This is a genomic window from Mariniplasma anaerobium (assembly GCF_016865445.1).
Classification (GTDB): Bacteria; Bacillota_I; Bacilli_A; order Acholeplasmatales; family Acholeplasmataceae; genus Mariniplasma; species Mariniplasma anaerobium.
The window spans coordinates 488,603-507,756 of sequence record NZ_AP024412.1; the positions used below are offsets into that span (position 1 = coordinate 488,603).

19 protein-coding genes are annotated in these 19,154 nt (G+C 29.3%); 15 read left to right on the top strand and 4 right to left on the bottom strand.

Translation table 11 applies throughout. The annotated features are described in order from the left end of the window. Positions 1 to 42: 42 nt before the first annotated feature. The 4 genes from MPAN_RS02405 to MPAN_RS02420 form a co-directional block, all read right to left on the bottom strand. On the bottom strand, positions 43 to 873 hold the full coding sequence (locus MPAN_RS02405; protein WP_176238421.1) for a Cof-type HAD-IIB family hydrolase: 831 nt from the start codon (positions 871 to 873) through the stop codon (positions 43 to 45). Between the two features lie 85 nt (positions 874 to 958). Continuing rightward, entirely contained in the window at positions 959 to 2,113 is a 1,155-nt protein-coding gene (locus MPAN_RS02410; protein WP_176238422.1) for a hypothetical protein, read from the bottom strand. 13 nt (positions 2,114 to 2,126) lie between these two features. Further along, on the bottom strand, positions 2,127 to 2,633 hold the full coding sequence (locus MPAN_RS02415; protein ID WP_176238423.1) for a type II secretion system protein: 507 nt from the start codon (positions 2,631 to 2,633) through the stop codon (positions 2,127 to 2,129). Next, a complete protein-coding gene (locus MPAN_RS02420; RefSeq protein WP_176238424.1) occupies positions 2,620 to 3,069 on the bottom strand; it encodes a type II secretion system protein in 450 nt (149 codons plus the stop codon). The genes MPAN_RS02415 and MPAN_RS02420 overlap by 14 nt, the downstream gene beginning before the upstream one ends. 149 nt (positions 3,070 to 3,218) lie before the next feature. Between MPAN_RS02420 and MPAN_RS02425 the strand changes: the two genes are divergently transcribed. From MPAN_RS02425 to tpx, 15 genes are all read left to right on the top strand, one after another. Further along, positions 3,219 to 4,415: a hypothetical protein gene (locus tag MPAN_RS02425; protein WP_176238425.1), complete on the top strand. Its 1,197-nt coding sequence runs from the start codon at positions 3,219 to 3,221 to the stop codon at positions 4,413 to 4,415. A 1-nt stretch (position 4,416) separates the two neighbouring features. After that, complete coding sequence (locus MPAN_RS02430; RefSeq protein ID WP_176238426.1) at positions 4,417 to 6,072, top strand: GspE/PulE family protein; 1,656 nt, start codon at positions 4,417 to 4,419, stop codon at positions 6,070 to 6,072. Between the two features lie 11 nt (positions 6,073 to 6,083). Then, positions 6,084 to 7,304 carry a type II secretion system F family protein gene (locus MPAN_RS02435; protein WP_176238427.1) on the top strand — a complete coding sequence of 407 codons (1,221 nt, stop codon included), beginning with the start codon at positions 6,084 to 6,086 and terminating at the stop codon, positions 7,302 to 7,304. Between the two features lie 111 nt (positions 7,305 to 7,415). Further along, complete coding sequence (locus tag MPAN_RS02440) at positions 7,416 to 7,826, top strand: prepilin-type N-terminal cleavage/methylation domain-containing protein (protein WP_176238428.1); 411 nt, start codon at positions 7,416 to 7,418, stop codon at positions 7,824 to 7,826. A gap of 91 nt (positions 7,827 to 7,917) precedes the next feature. Continuing rightward, a complete protein-coding gene (locus tag MPAN_RS02445; protein WP_176238429.1) occupies positions 7,918 to 8,670 on the top strand; it encodes a prepilin peptidase in 753 nt (250 codons plus the stop codon). A 4-nt stretch (positions 8,671 to 8,674) separates the two neighbouring features. Then, positions 8,675 to 10,129: a type IV pilus biogenesis protein PilM gene (locus MPAN_RS02450; protein WP_176238430.1), complete on the top strand. Its 1,455-nt coding sequence runs from the start codon at positions 8,675 to 8,677 to the stop codon at positions 10,127 to 10,129. Next, on the top strand, positions 10,122 to 10,679 hold the full coding sequence (locus MPAN_RS02455; protein WP_176238431.1) for a hypothetical protein: 558 nt from the start codon (positions 10,122 to 10,124) through the stop codon (positions 10,677 to 10,679). The genes MPAN_RS02450 and MPAN_RS02455 overlap by 8 nt, the downstream gene beginning before the upstream one ends. Positions 10,680 to 10,782: 103 nt before the next feature. Beyond that, the gene (locus MPAN_RS02460) at positions 10,783 to 11,556 is read left to right on the top strand and encodes a hypothetical protein (protein ID WP_176238432.1); all 774 of its coding nucleotides are present in this window, start codon (positions 10,783 to 10,785) and stop codon (positions 11,554 to 11,556) included. Next, positions 11,553 to 13,634, top strand: a complete 2,082-nt coding sequence (locus MPAN_RS02465; RefSeq protein WP_176238433.1) for a DNA translocase FtsK — start codon at positions 11,553 to 11,555, stop codon at positions 13,632 to 13,634. The genes MPAN_RS02460 and MPAN_RS02465 overlap by 4 nt, the downstream gene beginning before the upstream one ends. Positions 13,635 to 13,654: 20 nt before the next feature. Then, entirely contained in the window at positions 13,655 to 14,467 is an 813-nt protein-coding gene (lepB, locus tag MPAN_RS02470) for a signal peptidase I (RefSeq protein ID WP_176238434.1), read from the top strand. Further along, the gene (gene ylqF / locus MPAN_RS02475; protein ID WP_176238435.1) at positions 14,460 to 15,323 is read left to right on the top strand and encodes a ribosome biogenesis GTPase YlqF; all 864 of its coding nucleotides are present in this window, start codon (positions 14,460 to 14,462) and stop codon (positions 15,321 to 15,323) included. The genes lepB and ylqF overlap by 8 nt, the downstream gene beginning before the upstream one ends. After that, positions 15,310 to 15,960, top strand: a complete 651-nt coding sequence (locus MPAN_RS02480) for a ribonuclease HII (protein WP_176238436.1) — start codon at positions 15,310 to 15,312, stop codon at positions 15,958 to 15,960. The genes ylqF and MPAN_RS02480 overlap by 14 nt, the downstream gene beginning before the upstream one ends. Further along, the gene (locus tag MPAN_RS02485) at positions 15,938 to 16,450 is read left to right on the top strand and encodes an NUDIX hydrolase (protein ID WP_176238437.1); all 513 of its coding nucleotides are present in this window, start codon (positions 15,938 to 15,940) and stop codon (positions 16,448 to 16,450) included. The genes MPAN_RS02480 and MPAN_RS02485 overlap by 23 nt, the downstream gene beginning before the upstream one ends. Before the next feature lie 163 nt (positions 16,451 to 16,613). After that, the gene (gene topA, locus MPAN_RS02490; protein ID WP_176238438.1) at positions 16,614 to 18,419 is read left to right on the top strand and encodes a type I DNA topoisomerase; all 1,806 of its coding nucleotides are present in this window, start codon (positions 16,614 to 16,616) and stop codon (positions 18,417 to 18,419) included. A gap of 216 nt (positions 18,420 to 18,635) precedes the next feature. After that, positions 18,636 to 19,136: a thiol peroxidase gene (tpx, locus tag MPAN_RS02495; protein WP_176238439.1), complete on the top strand. Its 501-nt coding sequence runs from the start codon at positions 18,636 to 18,638 to the stop codon at positions 19,134 to 19,136. The last annotated feature ends 18 nt before the right edge of the window (positions 19,137 to 19,154 follow it).

Here is a 19,154-nt window from a genome sequence, read left to right on the forward strand (position 1 = left end):
TGAAGAGATATAAAGGCTTATGCATATTATAAAAAAAGAACATTATTTAAAATGTCCTTTTAAATCGAAGAAGTTAACTAAATATTTTGCGATGCCATCTTGATCATTGGTGAATTTTGTTTGGTCTTTAGAAACGCCTTTTAATTCCCAATTCCCATTTTTCATCATCACACCAAGTCCTGCATCTCTAATCATTTCAATATCATTGATGCCATCACCGAAAGTGATGAGTTGAGATTTATCCATATTATAATAATCTAGAAGATAAGATAGTGCACTTGATTTAGAAACATGTTTTAAATATATTTCATAAATGGCATGTTTATGACCAGCACCCCATAATCTAAAAGATATAGTTTGACTATAATGTTCTTTTATAAAGTTTTCTAATTGTTCTTTTTTGAGAGTATCAACTAGAAAGATTAGACCAGAAGGCTCAACGTCTATATCACTAAATTCACATTCGATAACTTTACTTGATGTCGCAAGACCTGCAAAGTATTCTTCTAATTTAGGTTCATATTTATAAGCATATACAGTTTTTTCAATACTAAAGAAAGCCGATTTTAAGATAGGCTTAGCATTTATAAATATGTCTTTCATAATATCATTTGGAATTAAAGTTCTTTGTTTGGCAAACTTAGAATCCTTTGGATTTTCAATGGTTGCTCCATTATCATTAATCATAGGAGAATCAATACCTAGTTTATGATAAAGATCAATAGCCCCACCATAAGGTCTACCAGTAGCAATAACTACTTTATGTCCTAAATGATGCAAATAAGTTAATACATCAATTGTGTATTGAGTTAAATCGCTTTTTTTATTTAATAGTGAACCATCAAGGTCACAAGCAATAAGATATGGTTGCATAATTTTTCACCTCTACTCATTATCTCATAGTTTTATTTATATTCAAGGCATATCATGTAAAGAAAAAGAAAAAAGGCATTTAGCCTTAAGTCAATTTTGGGAATGTATAAACAAAAGTAGTTCCTGTACCTTGATCAGGAGTTTCTGTTTCTATAGTTGATGGAATCGCAAAATCATATAGCATTGAAGAATCAATACTAGTGTTCGCTGTAATACCACCTGTAGGTAAGTCAGCTTTTTCTGTTACGTAAACACCACCTGTGATATCTGAATTATTTTTGCTATCAAACTCATCACATAGAAAATAACCTACACCATCAGCTTTATCAACTTTAATATCGCCTTCTGCAAATATGAATGTTGGATGTTCTATAGTTCCTAAAAGTAAATTTCCTTCAATTTCTACGTCTCCATTTACATAAATAGTACCTAGGACGCTTTGTATTGAATTACCTTTATCTTTTATTTTCAAATCACCATTAATGACTACATTACCATAAATGGTAGATCCTTCATTCATTGTCAAATCACCATTAATAAAAAGGATTTGTCCCTCGGGCACAGTTAAATTTTTAATAGGTCCTCTTTTTTCTTTATCAATGTCAACATCACCATCTACATACCAATTCCACCAAGCTGTTGGGTTCCATTGGTCTTCTAAATCTTTAGGTTTTTTATATTGAAATCCTGAATTAGCTTTAGCTAAGTCTTCAACATAATCCATAAGCTGTCCAAAGCTTGTAAACCCTGTTTCAGGAGTAATCCAAGGAAATGATTGAGAGATATAATCAGGTAAAAAAGTGCTAATCATTGTTGTAGGAGTAATTAAAGGAGATAACGAAAAATCTGTTTCTCCTCCGGTTTTACTAAATAAAGAATCAACTATATTAGAGTTTCCAGCAGAACCAGTCATATAACTTATAACTTGGTTACTTGTATCAATCATAGAAGTAATAGAATATACTCCACTATTCATAGCAGTAATATCTACATTAAAATAAGTCTCTAAACTTTGGAGGAAATCTGTTTCTAAATTTTCTTCTCTTGCGATAATTTGAACAGCTGCATTTACACTAGTCACTGCATTTTGGTAATCTTCAGTTTGATCAATATCAATTTGTACTAAACTAGATTGAAACATAATAAAACTCATGAGTGCTGTGGTAATTCCAATGACAAAAACAATGATGCCGAGCACCATAGGTAAACCTATTGCTTTTTTGTTTTTGAATAAATTCATGTAAATCAGCTCCTTATGAGACTAATTGTAAATTGGTCTTGAAAGTATATAAATTACCTTCATCAGATACTAAAACAACTGTAATGACTAATTTAGATGTTGTAGCATCAGATATAATTTCAATTGTGCTTGTTTCATCTAAACTAAATTGAGATAAATCTATGATTTCATTATCTATTAAAATATTAGTGTTAAATAAGATAGATAGTTCTAATCTAGGATTATATGTTACCAAAATAATCTCCTCTGATGTTTCATCATAGACATATTCACTATCTGAATATAATATAACCTCATCACTAGATATTAAATCATAATCTGTAATATTTAAATCATTTAATGCATTTTCAATACGTTTAATGATTAAAGTACCGGTTGTGCTTGCTTGACTTGTTTCAATAATATCTTTATTTGCATTGACAATTAAAGATATGGTTAAAGCAATGACACTAGATGCGATTGCAAATATGGCTACTGCTCCAAGCAGTTCAACCATAGTTATCCCTCTATGCTTTCTCATAAACTGCTCCTGTTAAAACTACGATACGTTCTTTAAAATAAATGATCTCAATTTCATAGTGAATAATTTTATAGTTTATGGATTGCGTAGTTGGTTCTAAAAAGGTAATGGTCATATCATCTTGAAATGTCTTATCTCCTGATTCATATAAGAATACATCACAATCAATTGGAGACCCAGAAGTACTACAGTTATCATTAGTTAGTATGTGCTCACTTCCATTAAGCCATGTATTAAGATCATCATAATCAGTATGACTTAAGATGTCATTTCTTACTAAAGAGCCAACATCAGTAGCTTTGATCTTTTGTTCAGAAGCTGTCGCTTGATTTCGCATATTTAGAATAATCAACATCGCTGTTGTCAAAATGAGCGTTATTAAAAATATTGAAGCTACAGCTTCTATAATAGTAAATCCATGTTTTGATTTAATCAAGTCAGACACCTCCAATCATTTCAACTCTATTATATATGATTTAATGTTTAAATTATAATGAAAATTATTAAGAAATTCTTAATTTGCTAAAAATAACACATAAAGCGAGAAAATCTTTGGTATAATGATGTCAAGTAGAGGTGGTTATATTGAGACATTTTATTTTATATTTTAAAAGAAACATATATTTTATGATTTCTATCATTACTTTATTTATAGCAGTAGTCTTTGCGGGGACTATGTTTTTTGTTAATGATATATCAAATCCACCTTCTTCAACAACCCTAGGATCTGTTTATTTAGGCGCATATGAAGAAGACCAGTATGATAATGTTATTAATAATGAAATAACTGCTTACATAGACGGTGCAGTCTTTGAAATATCATATCAGGATTCTATGTTTGATATTCCTTTATCATTGTTTGAGTATAATCATGAGCAAACAATGTCATCAATTATTGATAATCAGGTCAATCAAGCTTATTTTTCAATTAGTGATGAAAATAAAGTGATTTTAGAACAACAGCTTGAATTGAATTTCTCAAATCGTGTATATTCTGTAGTAAATGTTGATGATTTAATGAGTCAAATTATAGAAGATATGGGACATATGACCTCATTAAAACAATATCAACTTGCTGATTACTTCGTTGAAGACACTAATCAAAGTGTTTTGAATCAAGTAACAGTAAGAAATATTAGCGTTGCAGATGTCAGTCAAATCAATCAATTAGTTGATCAAATCATAATAACTCCAAATTCACGATATTCGATCCTTGAGAATCTAGCTACACTAGATTTGACCAATGTACAATTAAGTGTTATTTCAACGGGATTATTAGAAGTATTAGCAAAAAGCCATATAAATGGATTTATGTTTAATTCAAATCCTTTAATTCCATCATGGGCAACTATTGGGTATAATGTTAGAATTTTAAGAATTAATCAATATGACTTTTCATTTTTTAATTCTTTTGAATACACTTATTATGTCAATATAGAACAAACTGGACAAACATCACTATCTTTTACATTAACTGGAGTTCCTTTTGTTAATGAATATAATGTAGAAATTGAAAATAAAATTATTATTCCTAGAGATACTATTTATTATGAAAATGATTTATTAGATGAATTTACGCCAAATATCATTATTGAAGATGCTGAGTTTGAAACAACTTATCTACTATTACTTCAAGATGGTTATGATGGTTCTATCTACTATATTAATAGAAGCGTTACAGATGTCTTTGGCACAACCAATCAATATAAACTATATGAAGTTCAATATAATGCACAATCTAGAATTTATGAACAATTTGTTGTAGAAAAGGGAGGCATCTAACATGGCATTAAAACGTATTGGAGATGTTTTACTACAAGCAAAAATCATTAATCAAAAACAATTAAATGACTCTTTAAAGAAAAAAGAAGAAAATGAGCGTTTAGGTGAAACAATTGTTAGATTAGAATATGCTAATGAAATGCAAATACTAAAAGCCTTAGAAGATTCTACAGGTGTTCAACGTGTTTCTTTAATGAATTTTACGATTGATGAAAATGTTTTAAAGTTAGTAGATGAATCTTTTTGTAGAAGAAATACAATGATTCCTCTTAGAATAGAGGGAAATAGATTAATGTTTGCGACTTCTGATCCTCTTGATTTTGCAGTTGTTGAAGAACTACGCTTAATTACTGGTTTTCGTCCAAAAATGTTTGCAGCACCAAAAAATGAAATTAATACTCAAATAGAAAAATATTATGGTTTCACAAGAACTCTAGAAGCACTTGGAGTTAAACAAAATGTATCTATTGATGTCATTACCGAAGAAGAAGATGATTATAGTGATACACCAATGGTTAATCTTGTTAATCAAATTTTAACATCAGCGGTATTTCAAAGAGCTAGTGATATTCATATTGATCCACTCGACGATAAGATTGTTGTAAGATATCGTGTTGATGGTGTTCTAGATACTGTTAGAGAATTTCCATTAAAAATATTGCACCAAATGATAAGTCGTATCAAAGTTATGTCAGGTATGGATATTACCGAAACTAGAGTGCCACAAGATGGTCGTATTCAAACAGCTATTAAGCAGCGTAATATTGATCTTCGTATTTCAACACTTCCTACCGTTCGTGGTGAAAAAGTTGTTATGCGTATTTTAGATATAAGTGGTGGAGCAAATAAATTAGATAATATTGGTTTATCAAAAAAAGAAGAAAAATTAGTTAGAGATATGATTGCAAAACCAAACGGTATTGTTTTGGTCAGTGGACCAACAGGTTCAGGGAAAACGACAACATTATATTCATGTTTGGCAGAACTTAATAAACCAAATGTAAATATTATGACAGTTGAGAACCCAGTTGAACTAAAAATGGAAGGCGTAAATCAAATTCAAGTTGAGACAGATGTTGATTTAACGTTTGCTAAAGCATTGAGATCTATTTTAAGACAAGATCCTAACATTATCATGGTTGGTGAAATTAGAGATGTCGAAACAGCAGAGATAGCGATTAGAGCCTCTCTAACAGGACATTTAGTTTTATCTACTATTCATACTAATGATGCAATAAAGACTGTTACAAGACTATTAGACATGGATATTGAGCCATTTTTGATTGCATCTTCACTCTCTGGCGTTGTTTCACAACGACTTGTAAGAAAATTATGTACTGAATGTAGTTATGATGATGAACCATCACCTACTGAAATCGTTATGTTTAAAAAACAAGGACTTGATATTAATACCGTAAGAAGAGCTAAAGGTTGTCCTTCATGTAATTATAAAGGATATGCTGGACGTGTTGGTATATTTGAAGTTCTACCTATATCTGATGAAATGCAAAAACTTATTTCACAAAATGCCCCACTAAACCTCTTAGAAACAGAAGCAAGAAGAACAGGCATGACAAGTATTCTATCAGCAGGACTTAAAAAAGTGCAAGAAGGTGTTACATCTTTAGAAGAAGTTATGAAAGTTGCTGAGGAATAGGAGGGATATTTTTGCAATTAAGAAACTTTAAATATACAGCCATCAATGCTGATGGTAAGACAATTAAAGGAAAAATGGAAGCTCTTAGTAAAAGTGTTTGTGTTAAGTATTTGCAAGCAAAAAATTATAAAGTAAAAAGTATTGTTGAATATAAAAATATAATTACTTATTTAGAACAAATTACAATTGGACGATTAATTAAGCCAAAACAACTTGTATTCTTTTTAAAACAATTAGGATCTTTATTAAATTCAGGTGTGAAATTATTACCTGCTTTAGAGTTATTAAGTCTACAGCAAGAAAATAAAAATATTAGAAAACTATACTTCGAGTTGTATCAACAAGTATATAATGGTAATTTATTATCTAATGGTATGGCAAGAAGACCAAAAGAATTTCCTAATTTATTGATTCAAATGGTTAAAGTTGGTGAATTATCAGGTGAATTACCTGAAACCATATTAAAAATGGCTACATATTATGAATCGCAAATGAAATTATCCTCTGAAATTAAAGGTGCAACAAGAATGCCTTTAATCTATTTAGGAGCTGCAATAGTTATCTCTATAGGTATGTTATTGTTCGTCTTTCCAAATATTACAGGATTATTCGCAGCATTTGAAGGTGCAGAACTTCCAGGTATTACACAGTTTTTTATAGATACTGGCGATTTTTTCCAAGCGTATGCAATCTTTATATTTGCTGTAGCTGCAATCATTGCAGGATTATTTTATTTTCTTAATAAGTATAATAAAAAATTCCACTATGTGGTTAAACTTGGACTATTAAAACTTCCTGTTTTTGGATCTTTGATTCAAATGACAAACCAAATATTAATCGCAAACTCATTATCACAAATGTTATCTAATGGTATCCATTCGATGCAAGCATTAGAAACGACAAGAGATATTCTAGAACATGATGTATATAAAGAACTCATTACTAAGACATTAAATTATTTACAAGATGGGAAGCCATTTAGTAAAGCATTTGAGGAAAGTCCTCATATTGATCCTATTATGGCTAAGATGATTGCTACAGGTGAAAAAACAGGAGATATTCCAAAACTTATGGCAAACTTAAGTGAATACTATAATGGAATAAGTGAAATTAGAATTCAACAGATAAAAAATAGTCTTCAACCGATATTATTAATTTTAGTATATGCAATTGTTGGTGTGATGATTTTAGCAATTATGCTACCTATGTTGTCCTTAGGTACGCAAATCTAGTTTATTACGTTTTTCTTAATTAGTTAAAAATCAATTGACTTTTAAAAAAAAAAAACATAAGATATAAATAAGATATAAATGATATAAAAAAAGAAAACGGAGGAAAAAATTATGTTTAAAGCTTTGAGAAATAAAAAAGGTGTTACGTTAGTAGAATTACTAGCAGTAGTTGTTATTTTAGGGATTATTGCAGCAATAGCTGTACCTACAATTGGTGGTCTTATTTCAAGACAACAAGAAAAAGCTGATATCGCAACATTACAAAATGTTGAAGAAGCAGCAAAACTTTACGATCTAACTGAAAATGCTGCAGATGGAATTTATGCAATTGCAGATTTAGATATTGATATGGCTAATAATACGCTTGGAACTTCATCAGGTGGATCACAAGTTTTATATGTTAAAGTTGTTGGATCAACAGTAACATATCATGTATTAGCTGCTGCAACAGATACGTTAACTAGTGTGTTTGTAAACACAACAGAAGTTGATGTTAGTGGTTCAGAATACGTTGTAGCATAGAACCAATACTTAATTAATTAAAAAGAGGAGGTTTTCTTTTAAAGATGCCTCCTTTTCTTATAAATACATATATAAGTAAGGAGAATTCAAAATGACAATTTTATATGCTATCTTCATCTTTATCTTTGGATCCCTTTTTACTTCATTTTTTCATGTGCTTGCAGTAAGAATACCAAAAGGTGAAACTCTTTTAGGGACATCACATTGTGATCATTGTGAGAGAAAACTAAGATTAGTAGATGTACTTCCTATCATAGGGTTTGTTATCAATAAAGGTAAATGTCATAATTGTGGAGTAAAAATAGGCGTTAAACATCTGATCTATGAAATTATAGGTGGATCTTTATTTACGCTATCTTTTCTCTTATATGGATTTACGATTGATTTTTATATTTTAATTATTTTATTATCAGTATTATTGATTGAATCAATTGTTGATATAGATTCAATGATTGTTATTGATCGTATATGGATGATAGGTATCATTCCAATATTGCTTATTAGAATTTTAGATCAAGAGATTTGGCCCTATATATTATCAAGTGCAGTTTTGTTTGTATTACTGTTTTTGATAGCTACACTTGCAAAAGCTTATTATAAAAAAGATGCATTAGGTGCTGGAGATGTAAAGTTATATATCTTTATAGGATTATTTCTTAAATTTCCCCAAGGTGTACTATCTTTATTTCTTGCATCATTGTTTGGTTTAATATATGGTATAATTTTTATGAAAGAGAAAGATAAATATTTACCATTAGTACCTTTTATTTCGCTGTCTGTCTATATATGTTATCTTTATGGAGAGCAAATGATTGATTGGTATTTAAAATTATTAGGGATGTGATACTTTGTTTACAAAAAAAGAAAACATGACTGTATTTATATCAGATTATAAATGTAGCTATTTTGTTGAAAACAACAATATAGAAACTTCATTATTTGATGCGATTGATCTTCCAGAAGGTGTTATAGTAAACGGATATATTAAAGAACCGGAAATCTTATATCAACTTTTTCTGGACAATTTAAAAGAACATAAAGTTAAGATAAGAAATGTCAATATTTTGATTCATGATCAAAATTTATTGATAAGAAATTTATCTATATCTAAAAATGATTTACAAAAAAAATCAATTTCACAATATGTTCTTGATCAAACTGATAAGAAAATTTATTTTCCTTTCGAAACAGCTGCTATTTCTCATTTCATACAAAAAGAAGACGAAGAAAGTGTTAAAGCCTTAGCTTTAATCACTGATGAAAGTTTACTTCATGACTATTATGATGTGTTTGAAAAATTAGGTGCTAAAGAAGTTTCATTTGATCTACCAGGACTTTCATTATATGAACTATATAAAGAAAATATAGAATCTGATGCAAGTCAAATAATGCTTGTAACTATATATAATAAATTATTGGCTATACAAATATTTGTAAATGATGTGCCAATCTTTCAAATGATAGAAGAATGTGATGGATCAAGCAAAGACCCTCAAGTAATTTTAGAAAATTATATTGAAAGAATAGCTAACTATTATAAATTCAATATTACAAAAGGTAAATTATCTATTGAAGATATTGTTGTTTTTAATTTATCAGACAATTTTTCAAATGAAGAATTAAAAAACGGTGTAGTTAAAGAAATTAAAGATTTTAATACATCATTATATGCGTTTAAGGGAATTGATGAACTTGACCTAGATATGCCAAGAGCTTGTTATCTTCCTTATGCATCTATAAGAACAAAAGATATTAAATCTCAATTTACTTTTGAGTTTAAATTGGATCGCATTAAAAAAGTGAATATATATGGCAACTATTTAATGGTTTTCTCATTCTTGATATTTGCTTCAGTAGCACTATTATATATTCCATTTTTCTTATTTAGCGAAGATATAGCAAATCAACAAAACTTAAATCAAGGGTTAGAAAATCAATTATATATTTTACAAAGAGACTTACCACAATCAAATAGTTATACACCCAATCAAATCATCTTTAATCAATTATATGAGTCATTATCAGAATCTGAAAAATCATATGAACCTTATATAACAGATTTAATTGCAGAGCTTAATAGCGATGTTGCATTGTTGACATTTAGTGAAGATGCTAGCGATCAAATGATGGTCATTACAATAAGTGGGACTACACGATTGGATTTAGATGAATATGTACTTTCAATATACGAAGCTTACGGAAAAACTGATTTGATGACAGGGGATCATAGATGGATTATATCTGCTCCTGAAGTTAGAGTCGTTTCTGAATTTGTATTGGAGGTGACTTTATATCATGCGTAAATATAATGTATTTGGAAAGAAACTTTCTAAAACTAAAGCCTTACCTTTTATGATTTTAATTTTTATAGGAGTCATTGTCGGATACTATTTAATCAACTACACTCAAAATATTAGACTAGATGAATTAGAAGAAAACGAAATAGTATTAAGAAATCAAATTAATCAAATTTTAGAGTCTGAAGAAACAGAGAGTTATCTAGAAATTGGCGAATTGATGCCATTTATACCTGTTTCATATAATGCTCAAGCAATCCAAAATGATGTCACAATTGCTAGAAATTTAGCAGGTCTTACATTAGCAGAAAACTTTAGAACAACATTAGTAAATGATGTAGATTCACCATTTGATGAGGATCAAGCAGAGAATTTGAAATATGTAAGAATTTCAGTTTCATTTACTGCCACTGATGATACAGACGCGATTGATTTTATGAATCAGCTTTTAGATTTGGATCACATTTATTATATTTCTTCAGTTAGTGCATCCTACTTAATTGACGGTGGACTTCAAATCGAATTTATCATTTATGGGTTTTATTATTTAATTTAATACAAAGATAAAAGTTGAACGATAATGTTCAACTTTTTTTTAGTATCTACATGCTTTATGTTATATCATTTTAATGATATAATAACTTATAGGAGTTGATTTCATGCAGATTTTATTGAGTATTGGACCGATTGTTATAGATTTTTCAACTATTATAAGCTTTTTAATTGGGATCAGTTTTGGATTTTTATTACTGCTCCTTATTTACCTTTATGCAGTCTTAAGAAGCTTAAATAAAGGTTTAAAACTTAAAAAAGCTGATGAAACAGATATTGATGAAGAAGAAATTAAATATTTAATCCAAGATGGTCAAAAACTATTTAAAGATAAAGAATTAAGAAATGAAGTTGGATATGCTAAGCATTTACAAAATATAAGTGGAGAATTAGCAGTAGATATCGCAAAGAAATTTTATCCAAAATCTAAATATCCTTATTTGGAACTTACTGTTGATGAATCTTTAACCCTAGCACATTATATTACAGATCGTATAGAAGATTTATTAAAAGGTAAAATATTAAGAATGACTAAAGGATTGACTTTAGCTAAAATATATGAACTTAATGAGACTAAGACAAAATTTGATAATAGTAAATTTGTTAAAACAGCTAGGAAATATTCTAAAGTAACAAAAACTGCAGTTGCGGTTATTAATGCAGTCAATCCAGCATATTGGGTTAGAAAATTAACTAAAGAAACTGCAATAAATATTATTATGATAAGAATCGGCTTAGCAATTATCGCAATTACAGGTGAAGAAACGTATAAGATTTATTCTAAAAAAGTATTTAATGTTGAAAAAACAATTGATACAGGTATCGATGATATTTATAAAGATATAACAGAAGACTTAGAAAATGCAGGTAAAGATATATGAGAAAACAAAAAGAAAACTTGCAATTAAATACGATAGTTCCAAAATTCACAATTTTTCAATTTGCTAAAATTGAAGGTATTAGAGGCAAAAAGGTTTATAAAACAGACCATTTTGTTTCTCCAATTTTTGGTCATCAAGTTAAAGATATTGTAACTGTTCCATTTACAGTTAAAAATACCGGTGATACGACAAGACGTTTTGATGCATTTAGAACTAAACATAAAATGTCTGATGAACAAGCTATAGAAAAATATGGCACTAAATATTATGAATTTTCAAATATCGTATCAAATAAAACTAGAAGTGAGTATTTTGGCCCATCTGATTATATCCCAACAGAAAAACCTAAAAAAGAAGAAGTTAAAAAACCACAGATGATGAATCCAATTGGATCACAACACCAAAGAAATGAACGTCAAGAACCAAGAAAAGATGATATGGCTTTTCAAGCTAAACCTGTTGAAAAAGAGAGAAGAATTTTCACTCCAAGACCAGAATTAAACCCTGAGCCTAAAGTAGCCAGTGAACCAAAATTGGAAACATATAAAAGAGAAAAAGCAACAGAAAAACCAGTTGTTACATCTGATTTTGGATTTTTAGATGATAAAACACCAGAAGAAAAACCTGTTTTTGTACAACCTAATCCATTAAAAGAAAAAGCATATCAATTTCCAAATATTTCTATGTTCTCTAAAAAAGACCGTGATTTAAATGAACAACCTCAATGGTTATTAGATCAAATAGATGTTATTAATGCGACGCTTCAACAATTTGGTATTGAAGGCGAAGTTAAATCAAGTAAAAAAGGACCTACAGTAACCAGATATGAAATAGCACTAGAGCCTGGCGTTAACGTTAAACGTGTCTTATCAATTAGTGATAACTTAATGATGAGTCTTGCCTCTAAGTCACTTAGAATAGAAGCTCCAATTCCTGGTAAGCCTTATGTAGGATTAGAAGTACCAAATAAAACTCCAGAAATTGTAGCTTTTGGTAATGTCATAGATAATCCAGCATTTTTAAATGATAAAGAACATCCTTTAAAAGTAGCTTTAGGTGTAGATATTGATGGAGAAAGCATTTATGCTGATATCCAAGCAATGCCTCACGGATTAATTGCAGGTGCTACAAATAGTGGTAAAAGTGTTTGTGTGAATACGATATTAATTAGTTTACTTATAAAAAATTCACCAGAGGATTTAAAACTTATCTTAATTGATCCTAAAATGGTAGAACTTACACCATATAATGATCTTCCACATTTAGTTACTCCAGTCATAACGGATGTTAAAATGGCTTCACAAGCTTTAAATTGGGCAGTTGATGAAATGGAAAGACGTTATCAAAAATTTGCACAAAGCAGAGCTAGAGACATCAAATCATATAATGCAAATGTAAAACGTGGATTAATTGATGATCCTAAAATGCCTTATATCGTTATTGTTATAGATGAATTAGCCGACTTAATGATGGTTGCTGCTCACGATGTAGAAAATGCTATCCAAAGAATTACTCAAAAAGCAAGAGCTGCAGGTATCCATTTATTAGTTGCAACCCAAAGACCAACGACAGATGTTGTAAAAGGAACGATCAAATCAAATATTCCAGTAAGAATTGCATTTAAAGTTGCATCTTTTGTAGATTCAACAACCATTTTAGATGGAGCAGGTGCTGAAACACTATTGGGTAAAGGCGATATGTTATTTAAGAAAAGTGATCGTCCACATAGACTTCAAGGTGCTTATATTCCTGATAATGAAATATATCAAGCAACTGATTATATTAGAGAAAGATATCCAGCAAACTATATCTTTGAACATGAAGCTTTAAAACAATTAGCAGAATTAAAAGAAATGGCTTCAGATGATTTATTTGAAGATGTTGCATATTTTGTTGTAGATTCCCAAAATGCATCGATTAATAGCATACAAAAAGAATTTGAAATTGGATTTAATAGAGCACAAAAAATTGTTGAAATGTTAGAGTATTACTCTATCGTTTCTGCATCTCAAGGAACAAAAGCACGTGAAGTTTTAGTTACATATGAACAATTAAATGAAATATTAGGTAAATCATAAAGATAGGATAAGTACTCAAAATGACGTTAAGAAAAGCATACATCAATTTAAGTCTTGCATTCATATTAATCATGTTGACTGTTATGCTTTATGCATTGAAAGTTTCTAGATTAACTATCGGATGGACAATGACAATATATATAATGACATCAATAGTAGCATTAGCTGCTATTGGTTTTAATATTGTCTTATTTAAAAGAAAAAAAGAAGAAATTAATGATAATTATTTAAAAAAACATCAATTTGAAATCTTAGATTGGCTAACATTTTTAAGTATATCAATGATGTTTATTTTGATTTTATTTATGTTTTTTATTCTCCCAACAAATGTAGATGGTTCTTCAATGAAGCCAACTCTAATTGATAGTGAGCGAGTCTTAATGTATCACTTTAATTATAATCCAAAACGTGATGATGTCATTATTGTACATGTTACGGATCGCTATATAGACACCACAGGAGAACAAGTTAATTTATCAAGTGATTATGAAGATCAAGAACAAGTTTATTTTGTCAAAAGAGTTGTAGCTATTCCTGGTGATACAGTGACATTTGAAGAAATTGGCACAAGTGACGTATATCATATATTAATCAATGGAGAAGTGTATCAAAATCAATATTTTCAAATCTATCAAGTAGATGATCCAGGTAGACTTAAAATGATTTCTTATTTAGATGGAAATAATATACTAAGAGAAAATCAGTATTTCGCATTTGGCGATAACGAATCTTTTTCTTATGATAGCAGAAGTATTGGCGCAATCCATAGTGACGATATTATTGGTAAAGCTGTTTATAAGCTTTGGCCATTCGGAGGTATATCTAATGGATAAGAAAAATACAACTAAACAAATACAATGGTATCCAGGGCATATGTTTAAATCTTTTCGAGAAATCAAAGAGAAATTAAAATTAATGGATATCGTGATGATTTTATTAGATGCACGACTACCTTTATCTTCAATGAATCCAAACGTTTTAAAAATGGTTAAACATAAACCAATTTTATTACTTTTTAATAAAATGGATTTAGCAGATACTAATCTTTTACATGATCACATGACCTACTATGAAGATTTAGGATTTTCCACATTAAAAATTGATTCACAATCACAAATAAACACCAATAAAATTTATGATAAAGCATATGAAGTTTTAAAAGAAAAAATGGATAGAAATAGAGAAAAAGGTCTACTGGATAGACCTATAAGAACCATGATATTAGGTATACCAAATGTTGGTAAATCTACCTTGATTAACGCTTTATCAGGCAAAAAAGCCACAAAAACAGGCAATAAACCTGGAGTTACTAAAGCACAACAATGGATTAAGTTAGGATCTAATTTTGAATTATTAGATACACCTGGTGTTTTATGGCCAAAATTTGAAGATGAAAAAGTTGGTTATCATTTAGCGATTACAGGTGCAATTAAAGATGATATTATTCCTATAGATGATGTGTGTCAATATGCACTTAATTTTTTAAAAATTCATTATCCCAAAAGATTATTAGAAAGATATGATATAGCCCTTGATATGGATGATTATGTATCTATGTTAGATGCGATTGGGCAAAAGCGTGGAGCACTTTTAAGAGGTGCTGAAATTGATTATGATCGAGTTTATCATATCATCTTAACAGATATTAGAAACAATCAATTAGGAGGCTTATCTTTTGACAGAATTTAATTTATATCAATTTGAAGATGAACTTTATGAAAAAGGTATAACATATATAGCGGGTATAGATGAAGCAGGCAGAGGTCCACTTGCTGGTCCGGTGGTTGCTGCTGCAGTTATATTAAAAAAAGGTGCAAAATTAAATTATGTAGATGATTCAAAAAAGTTAAGTGAAAAACAAAGACAAAAAGCTTTAATTGAAATTAAAGAACATGCACTTGCAATAGGTATAGGAATTTCTTCAGTTGATGAGATTGATCGTATTAATATTTATAGAGCAGCAAGAGAAGCCATGCATTCTGCAATTAAGCAATTAAAAATAAAACCAGAATTTTTACTTATAGATGCGATGCCAATGGAAATTGATATACCAAATAAATCCATTATTAAGGGCGACCAAAAATCAATTAGTATTGCTGCTGCATCTATCGTAGCTAAAACAACTAGAGATCAATATATGATAGAAATGGATAAAGTCTTTCCTTTATATAACTTCAAGCAACATAAAGGATATGGAACAAAAGAACATATAGAACTTATCAAAAGACATGGATATACTCCTATTCATAGAAAGACCTATGAGCCTATAAAATCCATGATAAAAGAAGAGATAAGGAAAAAACATGAAGCTCATACATTGTTTTGATTTAAAAGATTATGATTTAGACGATAAAATCTATCATAGAGTTGCATGTCGTGCCATCATTTTACAATATCCCTACCTATATATGATTCAAAGTGATTTATATCATGATTTAAAGTTTCCTGGTGGTGGACAAAAACCAGATGAAACTGATATCCAAACCTTAATGAGAGAAACCTTAGAAGAAACCGGATTAACAATTATTAAAAACACTATCAAACCATTTGGTATGACGATTGAAAAAAGAAAATCTAAAACTATTGATCATGAAATTTTTTATATGGAATCTAAATATTTCACATGTAAAGTTTCAAAGCATATAACAAGTCAAAATCTAGATGATTATGAAAAAGCATATGGATATAAGCTTATAAAAATTCATATTGATGATGCTATCAAACAAAACCAAAGCTTAATTCATAAAGATTTACCTCAAATTCCATGGTTAAAAAGAGAATTAAAAGTTCTTACTTACATTAAAGATGAAAATTAGTCTTCATCTTTTTCTTTTTTTAAAGTAAAAACACATAATTTTCGACTATTATGAAATAGAAAAACATATATATTATATAAATATATATATAGAAAGCAATTTCTCTTTATGCTTGACTTTAAAAATTAAGTTACTATAATAGATATGGAAAAGGAGTGTTTACATGGCAAATAAAAAATTAATTATCGTGGAATCACCATCTAAATCAAAAACAATATCAACATACGTTAAAGATGACGTTCTTGTTTTGTCGTCTAAAGGACACATAAGAGATCTAGCAACATCTGGTAAAGATGGACTAGGTATTGATATAGAAAATGATTTTCAACCATCATATAAAATCATAAAAGGTAAAAATAATTTAGTTAAAGAATTAAAACAAAAAGCTAAAAATAGAGAAGTCTTGATTGCAACTGACCAGGATAGAGAAGGAGAAGCCATCGGATGGCATCTCGCTCAAATTCTTGAACTTGATCCAAATGCTAAAAATCGTATCGTTTTTAGAGAAATCACAAAACAAGCAATAACTGAAGCATTGGAACATCCAAGAAAGATTGATCAAGAATTAGTTAATTCTCAAGAAGCAAGACGTATCTTAGATCGCATCATTGGATTTAAATTATCAAAACTACTACAATCAAAAATTAAATCCAAATCTGCAGGACGTGTGCAAAGTGTTGCATTAAAACTAATTGTAGATTTAGAAAAGAAGATTGAAGCATTTATTCCAGAAACATATTATGAAATTGATGCACAATTTCCTGATTTTAAAGCATCTTATCATATACCGGCTAAAAAGCGGTTATCAAAAGAAGAAGCTGATCAAATTGTAAAAACATCAACAAATCCATTTCATATTAGTGATATTCAAACAAGAAATACAAAAAGAAAATCAAAACCGGCATTTATTACATCAACACTTCAACAAGATTCTATTAACAACTTATATATGAGCGCTAGTAGAACCATGATGGTTGCACAAAAACTATATGAAGGTATTGAAATAAATGATGAAACCATTGGGTTAATCACTTATATGCGTACAGATTCAAATAGATTGGCTGCACCATTTATTAAAGAAACAAATGAATTTATCTTAAATCAATATGGTAAAAAGTATTTAGGTCACTATAAAGTATCTACAAAAGAAAATGCACAGGATGCTCATGAAGCAATTAGACCTACATCCATTTATCGGACACCAGATATGATGTCATCATATTTAGATAAAGATGAATTAAAACTTTATAAACGTATTTATGAACGCACACTAGCTTCACTTATGAGTGATGCATTATTCGAAAGTACAAAAGTTAAAATTACATCAAATGATAATATTTATAACCTTGAAGGATCTATATTAAAATTTGATGGGCATACAAAGGTTTATCAAGATCAAAAACAAGTTGATAAATTATTACCTAAATTAGAAATAAATCAAGAACTTAAAGCAAGTGAAGTCCTAGCAATAGAAAAAGTAACAACTCCACCTGCAAGATATTCTGAAGCAACTTTAATTAAGGAAATGGAATCACTTGGTATAGGTAGACCATCTACTTATGCTGCAATTATCCAAACTTTAAAAAATAGAGCATACGTCTCCTTAGAAACAAAACGATTTGTTCCAACTGAACAAGGTAGACTAACTTCAAAAGAACTAGATTCATTCTTCCATAAAATCATTAATGTAGATTACACATCAAAAATGGAGAAAAAGCTTGATGGAATTGCAGAAGCAACTGAATCTGGTGTAGAAATAGTATCAAATTTTTATCATAGTTTTATTCCAATGATTGAATATGCACAAGAGCATATGAAAAAAGTAGAACCGAAAATGACTGATGAACTTTGTCCTAAATGTGGGAAACCATTGGTTATTAGAAAATCAAGATATGGTGAGTTTATAGCATGTAGTGGTTTTCCTAAATGTAGATATATAAAAGGCAATGAAGAACAAACAGATAAATAAGTAAAATTACATTGGCACTTTACAAACAAATGAAAAAGTGATAATATATCTATGCATTCATATTAATGGATGTTACATACCCCCTTTTTAAAGTGTATGAAAGTACACAGAACCCCCTTAATTGGTCTTCTGAACTTTTTCAGAAGGCCACTTTTTATGAATTAGAAATTAAAATATGATATAATAGTCATGAAGTTGTTAAAGGAAGTGTGAGATATGAAAACTTTTAAATCTAAACCAGTGACACTAATTGGTGACACAAAAGAAGTCGGAGATATTGCTCCAGATTTTAAAGCATTAAATCATAAAAATGAATATGTTAGTTTGTCAGATTTTAAGACGAAATACATTATTTTAAATGTAGTTCCTTCTCTAGACACAACAGTCTGTGATCGTCAAACTAGAACAGTCAATCAAGAATTATCAGAAATTGATGATTTAACAGTTTTAACGATTTCAAATGATCTTCCATATGCACAAGCAAGATGGTGTGGAAGTGCAGGATTAGATAATGTCATCACATTAAGTGATTACATTGAATTAGATTTTGGGAATAAATATGGAACTTATATTAAAGAATTACGATTATTAGCAAGATCAGTATTCGTTCTTGATCAAAATAGAAAGATCATTTATATTGAATATGTTGATGAAATGAGTTCACATTTAAACTTTGATGAATTGCTTACTTTTGTTAAAAACTTACCGAAAGATTAACCTTTCGGTTTTCTTTTT

What these genes read in the sequence shown, in the direction of transcription:
- MPAN_RS02465 (WP_176238433.1), top strand. Translation starts at nt 11,553, where the DNA reads ATGAGAAAACAAAAAGAAAACTTGCAATTAAATACGATAGTTCCAAAA.
- MPAN_RS02485 (WP_176238437.1), top strand. Translation starts at nt 15,938, where the DNA reads ATGAAGCTCATACATTGTTTTGATTTAAAAGATTATGATTTAGACGAT.
- MPAN_RS02455 (WP_176238431.1), top strand. Translation starts at nt 10,122, where the DNA reads ATGCGTAAATATAATGTATTTGGAAAGAAACTTTCTAAAACTAAAGCC.
- MPAN_RS02460 (WP_176238432.1), top strand. Translation starts at nt 10,783, where the DNA reads ATGCAGATTTTATTGAGTATTGGACCGATTGTTATAGATTTTTCAACT.
- MPAN_RS02440 (WP_176238428.1), top strand. Translation starts at nt 7,416, where the DNA reads ATGTTTAAAGCTTTGAGAAATAAAAAAGGTGTTACGTTAGTAGAATTA.
- MPAN_RS02430 (WP_176238426.1), top strand. Translation starts at nt 4,417, where the DNA reads ATGGCATTAAAACGTATTGGAGATGTTTTACTACAAGCAAAAATCATT.
- lepB (WP_176238434.1), top strand. Translation starts at nt 13,655, where the DNA reads ATGACGTTAAGAAAAGCATACATCAATTTAAGTCTTGCATTCATATTA.
- MPAN_RS02405 (WP_176238421.1), bottom strand. Translation starts at nt 873, where the DNA reads ATGCAACCATATCTTATTGCTTGTGACCTTGATGGTTCACTATTAAAT.
- MPAN_RS02445 (WP_176238429.1), top strand. Translation starts at nt 7,918, where the DNA reads ATGACAATTTTATATGCTATCTTCATCTTTATCTTTGGATCCCTTTTT.
- MPAN_RS02415 (WP_176238423.1), bottom strand. Translation starts at nt 2,633, where the DNA reads ATGAGAAAGCATAGAGGGATAACTATGGTTGAACTGCTTGGAGCAGTA.
- tpx (WP_176238439.1), top strand. Translation starts at nt 18,636, where the DNA reads ATGAAAACTTTTAAATCTAAACCAGTGACACTAATTGGTGACACAAAA.
- topA (WP_176238438.1), top strand. Translation starts at nt 16,614, where the DNA reads ATGGCAAATAAAAAATTAATTATCGTGGAATCACCATCTAAATCAAAA.
- MPAN_RS02410 (WP_176238422.1), bottom strand. Translation starts at nt 2,113, where the DNA reads ATGAATTTATTCAAAAACAAAAAAGCAATAGGTTTACCTATGGTGCTC.
- ylqF (WP_176238435.1), top strand. Translation starts at nt 14,460, where the DNA reads ATGGATAAGAAAAATACAACTAAACAAATACAATGGTATCCAGGGCAT.